The organism is Nocardia sp. GCM10030253, from assembly GCF_042675075.1.
Classification (GTDB): Bacteria; Actinomycetota; Actinomycetes; order Mycobacteriales; family Mycobacteriaceae; genus Nocardia.
The window spans coordinates 289,071-302,089 of sequence record NZ_JBHTDL010000005.1; the positions used below are offsets into that span (position 1 = coordinate 289,071).

Below are 13,019 nucleotides of genomic sequence, written 5' to 3' on the forward strand. Positions count from 1 at the left end.
TTGGGGTGCCCCCAAAATTATGGGCTGGCGGAGCATGCGGGGGGTGAGTTACAAGCTTCCCCGCGACTTACCCATGTGTGTACGAAACAGTTGATCGGATACCGGGGTGGGCTTAACACGAATCCGGCTCGGCGATCGCCGAGCCGGATTCGTTGTTGTGTCAGGAGATTCAATACGGGGGTTTCATCGAGAATGCGCCGCGATGATCAGTATTGCGGCGAGTCGATCAATTCTGGGCGTGGGCGGGAGTGGACGCCTCGTAGGCGCGAGCGATGGTTTGGACCCAACCGCGCGGGCTGATTCCCTCGGGCGGAGCAATCCACCGCGCGTCTACTACTACGTCGCCCAATGGATTACGCGCCCACTCCGCGACTCGGTCCGCACGCTCGACCGGTGACAAGGGCGGCGGACCCGCCGCAATCAACTCAAGGCCGCCACCCGACTGCAGGTAGAGGGCGTCCATGATCTGTGCCACTTGATCGGACGCCTTGAGCTGAGTCGACGAAGTCGCCTGCTCGTGCGCGATCACCTCGGGGAACCGGCCGATCATGACGCGGTGCAGCGGCCGAATCTGGCGCAGCAGCACCCGTGCTCGCACCCACAGTTCGACCACGATCCATACCGCACCGAATGCGATGAGCAGACTGGCGATCTCCCATGCGGGCCATGCCCACGCCGCATGGCCCGGAACTGTTCGCGGCGCATCGATGAATGCCTGACGGACCTCCAGTACCGCGAGCACCGCCACGAACGCCGTGCCCGTGGTGTAGATCGCGATACCGCGACCGAGCGCCGTCCAGTCGAGGTTGCGCAGTCCGGTAATGACGATGAATATGCTGCCGAGTGCCACGACGACCCAGCCGAAGGTGGTCGACCAGGCCAGCGTGATCGCGATCGCGATCGCACCGATGCCGTAGATCACCATGGCGATCTGGCGCAGGTTCTGGCGCGACACCACCGGCCATGCGGCCGAGGCGACTACCGAAGTGGCCGTGGCGAAAATCATCCACGCCGACACCACAACACCTTCGGAGAGCATGGCGTTGTGCAGTCCGCGCGGCAGTAGATTATCGATCGCCAATGCGATCTCGGGGACCGCGACCGTGGCGGCAAGCGCGACGGCGGCGACCGCGACGACGATGGCCACCCGGGCGGTCGTCGCGGGCTTCACCAGCACGCGGCCCACTCGCGCACCGGCGGCAACCCAGACCAGCAAGGCAGTCAACCAGAGGGTCATCCGAGTGCCTCATCGAATCGAAGGACCGAGACGCCTGCGCCTCGGCTGTTGAATACGCGCAAGCGGGTCATCAACATGGCGGCGAACGTCTCGGCCTCCCATTCGGCGAGTTCGTCGGCGCCGTCGTCCATGATCTGCTGATGTGCCCGCTGGCTGAGCATGTACGCGATCAAATCGTCGCTGGCCTCCAGCGTCACCTCCGGCGCAGGCGCGCCTTCGTGATCGAACACGATGTGGCCCAACTCGTGTGCGAGGGTGTGGTCTCGGCTCGGCAGTGCGGTGGCCAGCACGATCACGTCCCGGTCCGGATAGAACCTGCGCTGTCCGCAGACGCCGGGACCCAGTTGCGCACTGGCGATCTCGATCTCCCGGTTGCGTTCACTGGCGATCGACGCGACAACCTCGTCGAGGGTTGTCGCGTCGAAGTCCGCGGCGACGGCGCATACGGCATCGACCGCCGCGGCCACCCGCCGGTAGGACCGGGAGCTGCTCTGTGTCCTGCTCTCACTCATGCCGCACCCCACTGACGCTCGACTCCGGCTTGTGCGACGCACGTTGTGAATCGGTTCGCTCAGTCATCAGTAGCCCCTCACGCCCGCGGTCCGAAGAACTCGGCACGTGCCGCATCAATGCGCGCCTGCGCGGCCGAGGCACTCTGGAAACTCACTGCGCCGGAACCGGTTCCGACCAACGCCATCGCGACGAGGCCACCGATCACCGACAACAGCTTCGGCTTGGGCAGTCCGTCGTTCGCACTGGTCGGCCGCACGTCCGGATTAGGTTTGGCGGGCGCCGCCGGCGGGGCTGTGGCAGGGGGTGCGGGCGGAGGCGGAGGTGCGTCCGCGAGAGCGGGCGCGGGTGGCGCGGCCACGAGGACCGGCGCGATCTGCGGGGCCGCGGGCGGGATGACCATGGGAACGGGCGGGACGACCGGGGCAGGCGGAGCAGGAAGCGGTATCAAGAGCAGCAGCAGCGGGCTTGCCGAACCGAGCGCCGCAGAACCGACTGCCGCAGAACCGGTTCCGATGCCCGCCGAACCGACACCGGCGGAGCCGACACCAGCCGAACCGACACCAGCCGAACCAATACCTGCCGAACCCACACCAGCGGACCCAACGCCTGCCGAACCGACCGCGGCGGAACCCGTCGCACCGAGCGCCGAACCTGTGCCGAGAACGGCAGAACCGGTACCGACGGCAGCCGAACCGACTGCCGCAGAACCGGTTCCGACAACAGCGGAACCCGTCCCGACCACGGCGGAGCCGGTACCGACAACAGTCGAACCGGTACCGACTGCCGCAGATCCGAGCGCTGCCGAACCCGTGCCGAGTGCGACACCGAGTCCCGCTGAGCCCGAGCCGAGCAGCGCACCGAGAATCACCGAGGTCGCCGTAGCCGAAGCTGCGGCCGAACCCCCAGCGGCCGAACCAGCTGCGGCCGAACCGGGAACCAGCGCCACGTCCAACGCGGATTCGATCGGCTCTACCGAAAGACCAACGGGCGACTGCTGGCCCGGGATGGAAAGCGGCTGCCAGACATCCCCGTCGTCATGGCCTGAGGTACCGGAGGAGTCGGAGGAATCGGGCTGGGCCTGCGCCGCGACGCCCCCGAGTAGCGCAATACCGGCAACAGCCGCAGCTACTGCAACTACGCGCGACGTGCGACCAACGGCCATGCGCCAGCCTTCCCCTCATTCGATATAGCGCAGATCTTCACCCGGTCGCAACGCACAGGTCCGGGACTTAACGGACGGGAGCCCATAGTAAACCCCAGCCCAAATCAGCGCAGAGGGTCGGCCCAGCCACTCCATGAGACACGCCCGACACGCTGAGACGCCGCGCTCCCCCGCGCACACACGGCAATCCCGCACGTCCTTCCGCGTAATACCCAGCGCCCGACCCCGCCCATCAACCACCCCGGGAAATCCGCACTGCGCGGACCGCTCACCTCGGACACACCGCCCCTTCCACCGATCCGTACATCGCGCGGCCCCGAACCCATCGGACCGTTCACGCATCCCTCAGCCCGGCCACACACCCTGGATCGGCCGTACCTCCGAACCCAGCGACACACCTCGAAATCCCCACAACGCCACCGCAACCAGTCCTCACACCAGAACCCGACACCACCACGGCACAACAGGTATGGCCGTCACCAACAGCCGACCCGCAACACCAACCGTCTCTGATCTCGAAATCCCCACAACACCACCACAACCAGCCCCACACCAGAACCCGACACCACCACGGCACAACAGGTATAGCTGTCACCAACAGCCGACCCGCAACACCAACCGTCTCTGATCTCGAAATCCCCACAACACCACAACCACCAGCCCCCACAACGGAACCCGCCACCGCGCCCAGCTGTCTTTGGTCTCGAAAATCCCTACAACGCCACCACAGCCAGTCCTCACGCCGGAACCCGACACCGCGCACCTGACTGCGGAAGGTAAGCCGGGTACCCCACACGACGCACCCAGCACTGCCCCGAAAACCACCCCAACGCAACCTGTTCTCCCGCACCGGAACCGGAGCGGGGTACGTCCCGGGAACGAACCCACCACAATGCCGTCCCGGAAAGGTTCGCCTACCCGGGAATTACCGGGGGCAGTGCTGGGCACGACGAGTGCCGTACCCGGCTTACCTCCCGCAGCCAGGTGCGCAACATCGAGTTCCAGCGTGGTCATCCGGCTGTGGTTACGTCTCGAGCACGATCCCTAGACAACAGCGCAACCCGTCGTTGCAACGCACACAACCCGCCGCTCATCGCCGACAACGCCCCCCACACTCGGCGTGATCGAAGGACCGTGCACCCCGTGTTACAGCCGCACACCCCGTGTACTGGGTGTACGGCTGATGTAAAGAGTGTTCGGATGCGCAGCGCCAGCTTCCAACGTGGCCGTCTGACTGTGGGTGCGTCGCCAGCGACGCCACCCGAGAACCGAACACCCCGTGTAGCAACCGCGCACCCCGTGCACTGGGTGCGCGGTGACGACGCGGGGTGTCAGGACGCGCAGCGCCAGCCGCCCGCGTGATCGTCTGACTGTGATCGCGTCACGAGGCGGATGCCGCCCGGTACCGAACACCCCGTGTTACTGCCGCACACCCCGTGTATTGGGTGTACGGCTGATGTAAGGAGTGTTCGGATGCGCAACGTCAGATTCCAGCGTGGGCATCTGCGTCTCGAGCACGATCCATAGGGCGCAATCGTCGTTGCGACGCAAACAACCCGCCATCCATCGCCGACACAGCCACCCCACCCCACACGCGGCGTGATCGAGGGACCGGACACCCCGTGTCCTAACCGCACACCCCGTGTACGGGGTGTGCGGTCTAGGAAAGGGGTGTTGGGACGACCGATGGGGGCGACCGCCGTCAATGGGTCAGGCGCTTCGGCCGAGCGTGTTGATTGTCGGGCGAGATGTTGGCGTGCTGCGGTCAGTGTCGGCTTGCGCGGCGAAGGCGGACGGATCGCTGAAGGTCAGGCGCCGTATACCGGTTCTGGTGGGGCTGCCTTTGCGATCAGGTCGGCGACTACGGGGGCGAGTTCGGCGGGGGTCCAGCGGGCACCGCGGTCTACGGCGACGCCGTGGCGCCAGCCGTCGGCCAAGGCCACCTTGCCGCCTTCGACCTCGAACATGCGGCCGGTGATGGCGGCGGACTGGGTGCTGCCGAGCCAGACGACCAGAGGGGAGATGTTCTCCGGGGCCATCGCGTCGAAGCCGTCCTCCGGGGCGGCCATGGTTTCGGCGAAGACGGTCTCGGTCATCCGGGTGCGGGCGGCCGGGGCGATGGCATTCACGGTGACGCCGTAGCGGGCGAACTCGGCGGATGCGGTCAGGGTGAGGCCTGCGATGCCTGCCTTGGCCGCGCCGTAGTTGCCCTGGCCGACGCTGCCCTGCAGGCCTGCGCCCGAGCTGGTGTTGATGATGCGGGCATCGACGGCGCGGCCCGCTTTGGACTCACCGCGCCAGTACTCGATCGCGTGCCGCATGGTCGCGAAGTGGCCCTTGAGGTGGACCCGGATGACCGCGTCCCATTCGTCCTCGCCGAGATTGACCAGCATCCGGTCCCGCACGAAGCCCGCGTTGTTGACGAGCACGTCGAGACCGCCGAACGTGTCGACGGCCTGCCGGATCAGATTGCGGGCGCCGTCCCAGTCCGCGATGTCGTCGCCGTTGGCGACGGCCTCGCCGCCGAGCGCTTTGATTTCGGCAACCACCTGCTCGGCGGGCGTCTCCGTGGTCTCCGCGCCATCCAGCGCCGAGCCGAGATCGTTGACCACCACGCGGGCGCCCGCGGCGGCGAAAGCCAGCGCGTGCGCCCGGCCGATGCCGCGGCCCGCGCCGGTGACGATGACGATGCGCCCGGCGCAGATCTGCTCGGTGTCCATACCTGTTGTCCCTCTGTCGTATTTGTCTATTAAGTCGGGTCTGTGCGGTCAGGCGTCGGCGAGTTTTTCGCCGACGGCCGCATTGGACGCCGCGAGGAAGGCCGGGCGTTCCCCGCCACCGTGGACGAGCAGGGTCGCGCCGCTGACATAGGAAGCCAGTGGTGAGGCAAGGAAGGCGGCACAGCGGCCGATGTCGTCGGGCTTGGCCATCCGCCCGAGCGGGATCGTCTCGCCCACCGCGTCGATACCGTCCTGGTCGCCGTAGTGCAGCTCGCTCTGCTCCGTCTCGACCGGACCGACGACAAGCGAGTTCACCCGGACCTTGGGCGCCCACTCGACCGCGAGCGAGGCGGTGAGGCTGTCGATACCCGCCTTCGCCGCGCCGTAGGCGGCGGTGCCAGGAGAGGGCCGGTGCCCGCTCACGCTCGAGACCATCACGATCGATCCGCCGCCGTGCTGCTGCTGCATCACAGCGTTCGCGGCCTGTGAAACAAGCAACGGTGCGAGCAGATTCAACTCGACGATCTTGGCGTGGAAGTTCTTGCTCGCGTCGGCGGCGAGGGCGAACGGCGCGCCACCCGCATTGTTGATCAGATGGTCGAGATGGCCGTGCCGCTCGACGATCGCGTCGATCAGTGCCTGTACGGCCTCCGCATCGCGCACATCGCACGGCAGATATTCGATCTCGCGCCCGCCGCTTCGCACCGGGTCGTCGGCCGGGCGCCGGGCACACGCCACCACGGTCGCGCCCGCGGCGAGAAATGCCTTACTCACCCCGGCGCCCACCCCGCGCACACCTCCGGTGACCAGAACGACGCTGCCGGCGAGATCGATTTCGAGTGCCACCGTGCTAACCTACCAAGCAACTGCTTGCTTTGCCAATGCGCCGAGCTAATCCGGCACGCACGATGGGATATGCGATGGGGATCAACCGTCACTCCGAATCAACCGGCATCACCGTGGTCACGGTCGATTACCCGCCGGTCAATGCCATACCGTCCGACGGCTGGTTCGCCATCGCGGACGAGATCCGGGCGGCCGGACGCGAGCAAGAGACCAAGGTGGTCGTGCTGCGCGCGGAGAACCGCGGGTTCAACGCCGGTGTCGACATCAAGGAAATGCAGCGCTCACCGGGCCATCAGGCGCTGATCGATGCGAATCACGGCTGCTACGAGGCGTTTGCGGCGGTATACGACTGCCCGGTTCCGGTGATCGCCGCCGTGCAGGGCTTCTGCCTCGGCGGCGGCATCGGGCTGGTCGGCAATGCCGACGTCGTCATCGCCTCGGACGATGCCACCTTCGGCCTGCCCGAGGTCGACCGCGGTGCGCTCGGTGCGGCAACCCACCTGTCGAGGCTGGTCCCGCAACACCTGATGCGTGCGCTGTTCTACACCGCGAGCACCATCACCGCACAGCAGCTGCAGCACTTCGGCTCGGTGTACCAGGTGGTTCCGCGTGCCGAACTGGACGCCGCCGCAATGGAGGTCGCCAAGAACATCGCGGCAAAGGACGGCCGGGTGATTCGTGCGGCGAAGCGCGCGCTCAACGGCATCGATGTGCAGGACGTGCACCGCAGCTACCGCTTCGAGCAGGGGTTCACCTTCGAGCTGAACCTGGCCGGTGTGGCGGACGAGATCCGCGCCCGCTTCGACGACGATCTGGCGGCGCGCAAGGCAGCAGAGAGCAAGGGGAACTAAGACCATGCGGGACAAGCGAATGTCGCTCGACGAGGTCGTCGGCGAACTGCGCAGCGGAATGACCATCGGCATCGGTGGCTGGGGTTCCCGGCGCAAGCCGATGGCCATGGTGCGGGCCATTCTGCGCTCGGACATCACCGACCTGACCGTGGTCAGCTACGGCGGGCCGGACCTCGGGCTGCTGTGCTCGGCGGGCAAGGTCCGCAAGGCGTACTACGGCTTCGTATCACTGGATTCGCCGCCGTTCTACGATCCGTGGTTCTCAAAAGCGCGCACCTCGGGTGCGCTGGTGGCGCGGGAAATGGACGAGGGCATGCTCAAGTGCGGGCTGGAGGCAGCCGCGGCGCGACTGCCGTTCCTGCCGATCCGCGCCGGGCTCGGGTCCGATGTCATCAATTTCTGGGACGGCGAACTGCGCACCGTCACCTCGCCGTACGCCGACGCGGACGGCAAGACCGAGACGCTGGTCGCGATGCCCGCGCTCGAACTCGACGCGGCCCTTGTGCATCTGAACATCGGCGATCGGCACGGCAATGCCGGCTACACCGGAGTCGATCCGTACTTCGACGACCTGTACTGCCTGGCCGCCGAGCGCCGCTACGTCTCGGTGGAGCGGGTGGTCGATACCGAGGAACTCGTGAAAACCGTTCCGCTGCAATCGCTATTGCTCAACCGCATGATGGTGGACGGCGTCGTCGAGGCGCCCGACGGCGCGCACTTCACCTTGGCCGGTGACAGTTACGGCCGCGACGAGAAGTTCCAGCGCCACTACGTGGAATCGGCCAAGACGCCGGAGGCATGGCAGCAGTTCGTCGACAAATATTTGGCCGTCTCCGAAGCGGAGTACCAGGCCGCCGTTCGCGAGTTCGCACAGGAGGCATCGAAGTGACGAGCACCGAGACCATCACCAGGGCCGAGATCTGCGCTGTTGCCTGCGCCGAAATCTTCAGCGGCGCCGGGGAAATCATGGCGAGTCCGATGTCGCCGATGTCGATCCTCGGCGCACGCCTTGCCAAGCTGACCACCGAGCCGGACCTGCTGCTCTCCGACGGCGAGGCGCTGTTGTTCGCCGACACTCCCCCACTCGGTGGCAAGTCGCCGATCGAGGGCTGGATTCCGTTCCGCAGGGTGTTCGACGTGGTGGCCTCCGGCCGCCGCCATGTGGTGATGGGCGCCAACCAGATCGACCGGTTCGGCAATCAGAACCTCTCGGCGTTCGGCCCGCTCCAGCAGCCGAGCAGGCAGATGTTCGGCGTGCGCGGCGCTCCAGGCAACACCATCAATCATGCGACCAGCTACTGGGTTTCGCGGCACACGAAGCGCGTCTTCGTCGATCAGGTCGACATCGTCTCCGGCGTCGGCTACGACAAGGTCGATTCATCCAACCCGGCGTTCCGGTTTCACCACCTGCACCGAGTGGTCACCAACCTCGGCGTCTTCGATTTCGAGGGCCCGGACCACACGATGCGGGCACGCAGCCTGCACCCCGGCGTCACCGCCGACGAGGTCGCCGAGAACAGCTCCTTCGATATCGCGGGGCTTGCCGACGCCGGTGAGACGCCGCTGCCAACGGCCGAGCAGCTGCGGCTGATCCGAGATGTGCTCGACCCCAAGAAAGTTCGTGAATCGGAGGTTCCGGCATGAGTGAGCGCAGCGGACCATTGCGGACCGCATTGACCGAGCTCGTCGGCGTCGAGCACCCGATCGTGCAGACCGGCATGGGCTGGGTAGCGGGCCCGAGCCTGGTGTCGGCGACCGCGAACGCGGGTGGTCTCGGCATTCTCGCCTCGGCCACCATGACCTTCGCGGAGTTGGAGGCGGCGATCGCGAAGACCAAGGCGCAGACCACGAAACCGTTCGGCGTGAACATTCGCGCCGACGCTTCGGACGCTCCCGAACGCATCGACCTGCTCATCCGCGAGAAGGTGGCGGTTGCGTCGTTCGCGCTCGCCCCCAAGCAGGACCTCATCGCCAAGCTGAAAGACGCCGGGGTCGTGGTGATTCCGTCGATCGGCGCAGCGAAGCATGCCGTGAAGGTGGCCTCGTGGGGTGCGGACGCGGTGATCGTGCAGGGCGGCGAGGGCGGTGGGCACACCGGCCCGGTGGCAACCACACTGCTGCTGCCCTCGGTGCTGGACGCCGTCGATATCCCGGTCGTCGCGGCAGGCGGCTTTTTCGACGGGCGCGGCCTGGCAGCCGCCTTGGCCTACGGCGCGGCGGGCATCGCGATGGGCACGCGCTTCCTGCTCACGCAGGAGAGCACGGTGCCCGATGCGGTCAAGCAGGAGTACCTGGCCAGGCAGTTGCAGGACACGGTGGTCTCGCTCAAGGTCGATGGCATGCCACACCGGGTGCTCAACACGGAACTGGTGCAGCGCCTGGAACATTCGGGCCGTTGGCGCGGCCTGGCCGCCGCCGTCTCGAACGCGGCGAAGTTCAAGGGCATGACCGGCATGAAGTGGTCGACCATGGTCCGCGACGGACTGGCCATGCGAAAGGCGAAAGACCTCAGCTGGTCTCAGGTCGTGATGGCCGCCAACACCCCGATGCTGTTGCGCGCCGGCCTCGTCGAGGGCAACACCCATGCAGGCGTACTGGCCGCAGGCCAGGTCACCGGCATCATCGACGACCTGCCCACCTGCAAAGAACTCATCGACCGCATCATTACCGATGCCGTCGCGCGAATCGAGGCCATCGCCGCACTCACCGAGCACCACAAGGTGACCCCGAGCGCGCCCTAACCGAAGCGCCCCTTCGGTTTACCCGCTAAGGCCGCCCTGGTCCAGCTGACCGGGGCGGCCTTCCGTATGCCAGGGACATGGTGGCGGACCGTCGGTCGATGCCGCAGCGATGCCCTGTTGATCTAGATGGGTGTGTGACGGTAGAGGTCAAGGCCGCCCGTTGAAATCGGCTCCAAGGGGCGGCCTTCGGTTTACTCAGCGAGACTGACGAAGGCTTAGCTGAGGCGTTCGATGATCGTCGCGTTCGCCGTGCCGCCGCCCTCGCAGATGGTGAGCAGGCCGTAGCGGCCGTTGACACGCTCGAGCTCGTTGAGCAACGTCGCGAAAAGCTTTGCGCCGGTGGCACCGAGCGGGTGGCCGAGGGCGATTGCGCCGCCGTTGACGTTGACCCGCTCCGGGTCCGCGCCGGTCTCCTTCAGCCACGCCAGGACCACTGGCGCGAAGGCCTCGTTGATCTCGACCACGTCGATGTCGTCGATGGTCAGCCCGGACTTCTCCAGCGCCCACTTGGTCGCAGGAATGGGGCCGGTAAGCATCATGATCGGATCGGCGCCGCGGGCACTCACGTGATGGATGCGGGCGCGTGGCTTCAATCCATATGCCTCGACAGCCCATTCGGATGCCAGCAGTGTCGCGCTCGCGCCGTCGGAGATCTGGCTGGCGACCGCGGCGGTCAGCGTGCCGCCCTCGGCGAGCACGGGCAGCGACGCCATCTTCTCGAGCGTGGTCTCCCGCGGGCACTGGTCGATCCAGAAGTCGCCGACCGGAATGATCTCCCGATCGAAACGACCGTTCTTGATCGCATCGCGTGCTCGCTCATGGCTGCGCAGTGCCCAGCGCTCCATGTCTTCCCGGCTGATGTCCCACTTATCGGCGATCAGCTGCGCGCCGTTGAACTGCGAAACCTCGCCGGTGCCATAGCGGTGATCCCAGCCGGTGGCCCCGACGAACGGGGAGTCGAACCCGTACTCCTTGCCGGCGAGCATCGCCGCGGAGATCGGAATGGCGCTCATGTTCTGCACGCCGCCCGCGACGATCACCTCGGCGGTGCCGCTCATGATGGCCTGCGCGCCGAAATTGATGGCCTGCTGGCTGGATCCGCACTGCCGGTCGACGGTGACGCCGGGGACTTCCTCCGGGTATCCGGCGGTCAGCCACGCGGTCCGGCCGATATTGCCCGCCTGCGGGCCGATGTTGTCGACGCAGCCGACGATCACATCGTCGACGGCCGCAGGGTCGATCGTGTTGCGGTCCAACAGGCCTCGCAGAGCGGCCGCGCCGAGATCGGCGGGGTGGACGGCGGCCAGTGCGCCGTTGCGCTTGCCGACCGGGGTGCGCACCGCGTCGATCACGTAGGCATCGCGCAGCGGGGCGTAGGGACGGCGGGCAGGTGCAGACATGAAGTTCTCCTACTTGGAGTGCTCGGGCACGGTGAGCCCGTCGAGCACGATGGTCAGGTACTGCTTGGCAAGGTTTTCGACGGTGATGGCGCCACCCGGCTCGTACCACCGCACCGCGACCCACACGGTGTCGCGCAGGAAGCGGTAGGCCAGTTCGACATCGAGTTCGGGCCGGAAGCTGCCGTCGTGCACACCGTTGGTCAGCACCCGGTGCCAGAGCTCGCGGAATTCGCGGTTGTACTCGGCGATATAGGTGAACCGGTCCGAGGTGCGCAGGCGCTTGGCCTCGGCCTGGTAGATCGCGACCGCCGCGTGCGAGCGGTCGAAGGACTCGTAGGAAGCAAGCACCAAGGCTTCCAAGGTATCTCGCGAGCTGAGCCCGGAACCGACGATCTCCCGGTAGCGCCCGAACAGATCGTCGAGGAAGCCGCGCAGGATCTCGTCGACCATCGACTCCTTGGAATCGAAGTGGTGATAGAGGCTCCCCGATAGGATTCCGGCCGCATCGGCGATATCGCGCACGGTTGTCGCGCGCAGCCCCCGCTCGGCGAACAGCTGGGCTGCCAGTGCGAGCAGTTCATTGCGCCGTGCTGATTTCGAGGCGTCTGGTGCGGTCACGTCGCCATAATACAACCAAGCATTTGCTTGGTCGAGTCTCGCCTATCCATTACCGCTGCGAATACCGCAGTGGTGACGAGACCGACAGGTCCGCGAGGAGCCGGTCGCAGATCACCACGGGCGACACACCCGCTCGCGCCAGCCGCGCCACCAGCGCAAGACGCCGCTCGCAGCTGTCCCACTCGACGATGAGCTGACCGCGCCCGGGCCCGGCATCCACCGTCGCCATCACCCGGGGCGGTCCGAAGGGCATCGGTACCTCGTTCAGCTTCAGCACCATGCCGCGCTGCCAGGCTTGATAGGTATCCATATCCGCACCAACGACCAGCTTGTCGGTGGCCGCACACAGTCCCTGCGCGATCTCGTCCGCGAACGTGACGCGATCGAACCGGAATTTCCGGCTCTTGCTGACCACCTCGAGCAGATCGGCCCGCACCTCGCACAGTAGCGCCGCCTGCCGCTGCCTGCGCCGGTCCTGTTCGGAGGCGGGCACACCCGGCTGCGCACTGAGTCCGATCCGGCAGGCCCGCGCGTGGTCGCGGGCCATATCCGAGCGCAACGCGCCGCGCGGATCTCGCGCGACTTCGCCCTCGTCGACGGCATACTGTTCCAGGATCTGCGCGGCCCGTGTCGCGGTTGCCCGCTCGGACAGGTGGTCCATCAGTTCGGCACCGAGGGTCAGCGCAGCAAGTACCAAGCTGTCCAGGCGACGCCTGGCCAGTACCACTTCGCGCACCAATTCGAGTTCCAGTTGTTCGCGGGCAATTGGGCGATCCAAGCCCATAGCCATCGCCCCTTTGGGAGTGCGGGATCCGACCACCCTCAGCATGGCACACCCGACGACTCAACGCGCCATCCTTTTTTACCTGATCAGACGCCCACTTTGCCCCAACCGGCAGAGGTCTGGATGCGATCGCATTCCGGCGCCGAC

The 13,019-nt window shown here is 66.6% G+C and carries 12 protein-coding genes; 4 read left to right on the forward strand and 8 right to left on the reverse strand.

The annotated features are described in order from the left end of the window. Window positions 1–226: 226 nt before the first annotated feature. The 5 genes from ACFQZZ_RS09690 to ACFQZZ_RS09710 form a co-directional block, all read right to left on the reverse strand. On the reverse strand, window positions 227–1,237 hold the full coding sequence (locus tag ACFQZZ_RS09690) for a hypothetical protein (RefSeq protein ID WP_378677064.1): 1,011 nt from the start codon (window positions 1,235–1,237) through the stop codon (window positions 227–229). Next, window positions 1,234–1,749, reverse strand: a complete 516-nt coding sequence (locus ACFQZZ_RS09695) for an ImmA/IrrE family metallo-endopeptidase (protein WP_378677067.1) — start codon at window positions 1,747–1,749, stop codon at window positions 1,234–1,236. Before ACFQZZ_RS09695 ends, ACFQZZ_RS09690 begins: the two co-directional genes overlap by 4 nt. Window positions 1,750–1,826: 77 nt before the next feature. Next, window positions 1,827–2,912 (reverse strand): hypothetical protein, encoded by a 1,086-nt coding sequence (locus tag ACFQZZ_RS09700; RefSeq protein ID WP_378677070.1) that lies wholly within the window; start codon window positions 2,910–2,912, stop codon window positions 1,827–1,829. Between the two features lie 1,808 nt (window positions 2,913–4,720). Continuing rightward, window positions 4,721–5,632, reverse strand: a complete 912-nt coding sequence (locus tag ACFQZZ_RS09705; RefSeq protein ID WP_378677073.1) for an SDR family oxidoreductase — start codon at window positions 5,630–5,632, stop codon at window positions 4,721–4,723. A gap of 48 nt (window positions 5,633–5,680) precedes the next feature. Further along, entirely contained in the window at window positions 5,681–6,478 is a 798-nt protein-coding gene (locus ACFQZZ_RS09710; protein ID WP_378677076.1) for an SDR family oxidoreductase, read from the reverse strand. A gap of 74 nt (window positions 6,479–6,552) precedes the next feature. Between ACFQZZ_RS09710 and ACFQZZ_RS09715 the strand changes: the two genes are divergently transcribed. From ACFQZZ_RS09715 to ACFQZZ_RS09730, 4 genes are read left to right on the forward strand one after another with little or no spacing between them, the layout of a single operon-like run. Continuing rightward, complete coding sequence (locus ACFQZZ_RS09715) at window positions 6,553–7,329, forward strand: enoyl-CoA hydratase family protein (protein ID WP_378677079.1); 777 nt, start codon at window positions 6,553–6,555, stop codon at window positions 7,327–7,329. Between the two features lie 4 nt (window positions 7,330–7,333). After that, complete coding sequence (locus tag ACFQZZ_RS09720; RefSeq protein WP_378677081.1) at window positions 7,334–8,218, forward strand: CoA transferase subunit A; 885 nt, start codon at window positions 7,334–7,336, stop codon at window positions 8,216–8,218. Continuing rightward, complete coding sequence (locus ACFQZZ_RS09725) at window positions 8,209–8,973, forward strand: CoA-transferase subunit beta (protein WP_378678324.1); 765 nt, start codon at window positions 8,209–8,211, stop codon at window positions 8,971–8,973. The genes ACFQZZ_RS09720 and ACFQZZ_RS09725 overlap by 10 nt, the downstream gene beginning before the upstream one ends. Beyond that, a complete protein-coding gene (locus ACFQZZ_RS09730) occupies window positions 8,970–10,070 on the forward strand; it encodes an NAD(P)H-dependent flavin oxidoreductase (protein WP_378677084.1) in 1,101 nt (366 codons plus the stop codon). The genes ACFQZZ_RS09725 and ACFQZZ_RS09730 overlap by 4 nt, the downstream gene beginning before the upstream one ends. A 215-nt stretch (window positions 10,071–10,285) precedes the next feature. On the opposite strand, the gene ACFQZZ_RS09735 is transcribed toward ACFQZZ_RS09730, so the two are convergent. Genes ACFQZZ_RS09735 through ACFQZZ_RS09745 form a run of 3 tightly spaced genes read right to left on the reverse strand, consistent with a single transcriptional unit; the run spans window position 10,286 to window position 12,872 of the window. Continuing rightward, the gene (locus tag ACFQZZ_RS09735; protein ID WP_378677087.1) at window positions 10,286–11,470 is read right to left on the reverse strand and encodes an acetyl-CoA C-acetyltransferase; all 1,185 of its coding nucleotides are present in this window, start codon (window positions 11,468–11,470) and stop codon (window positions 10,286–10,288) included. A 9-nt stretch (window positions 11,471–11,479) separates the two neighbouring features. Then, entirely contained in the window at window positions 11,480–12,088 is a 609-nt protein-coding gene (locus tag ACFQZZ_RS09740; RefSeq protein ID WP_378677090.1) for a TetR/AcrR family transcriptional regulator, read from the reverse strand. A gap of 49 nt (window positions 12,089–12,137) precedes the next feature. After that, complete coding sequence (locus ACFQZZ_RS09745; protein WP_378677093.1) at window positions 12,138–12,872, reverse strand: hypothetical protein; 735 nt, start codon at window positions 12,870–12,872, stop codon at window positions 12,138–12,140. Window positions 12,873–13,019 lie beyond the last annotated feature (147 nt).

Bases quoted from the DNA above. Each gene is read 5' to 3' on its own strand.
- ACFQZZ_RS09690 (WP_378677064.1), bottom strand. From the start codon at position 1,237: ATGACCCTCTGGTTGACTGCCTTGCTGGTCTGGGTTGCCGCCGGTGCG.
- ACFQZZ_RS09730 (WP_378677084.1), top strand. From the start codon at position 8,970: ATGAGTGAGCGCAGCGGACCATTGCGGACCGCATTGACCGAGCTCGTC.
- ACFQZZ_RS09695 (WP_378677067.1), bottom strand. From the start codon at position 1,749: ATGAGTGAGAGCAGGACACAGAGCAGCTCCCGGTCCTACCGGCGGGTG.
- ACFQZZ_RS09745 (WP_378677093.1), bottom strand. From the start codon at position 12,872: ATGGGCTTGGATCGCCCAATTGCCCGCGAACAACTGGAACTCGAATTG.
- ACFQZZ_RS09700 (WP_378677070.1), bottom strand. From the start codon at position 2,912: ATGGCCGTTGGTCGCACGTCGCGCGTAGTTGCAGTAGCTGCGGCTGTT.
- ACFQZZ_RS09715 (WP_378677079.1), top strand. From the start codon at position 6,553: ATGGGGATCAACCGTCACTCCGAATCAACCGGCATCACCGTGGTCACG.
- ACFQZZ_RS09720 (WP_378677081.1), top strand. From the start codon at position 7,334: ATGCGGGACAAGCGAATGTCGCTCGACGAGGTCGTCGGCGAACTGCGC.
- ACFQZZ_RS09735 (WP_378677087.1), bottom strand. From the start codon at position 11,470: ATGTCTGCACCTGCCCGCCGTCCCTACGCCCCGCTGCGCGATGCCTAC.
- ACFQZZ_RS09705 (WP_378677073.1), bottom strand. From the start codon at position 5,632: ATGGACACCGAGCAGATCTGCGCCGGGCGCATCGTCATCGTCACCGGC.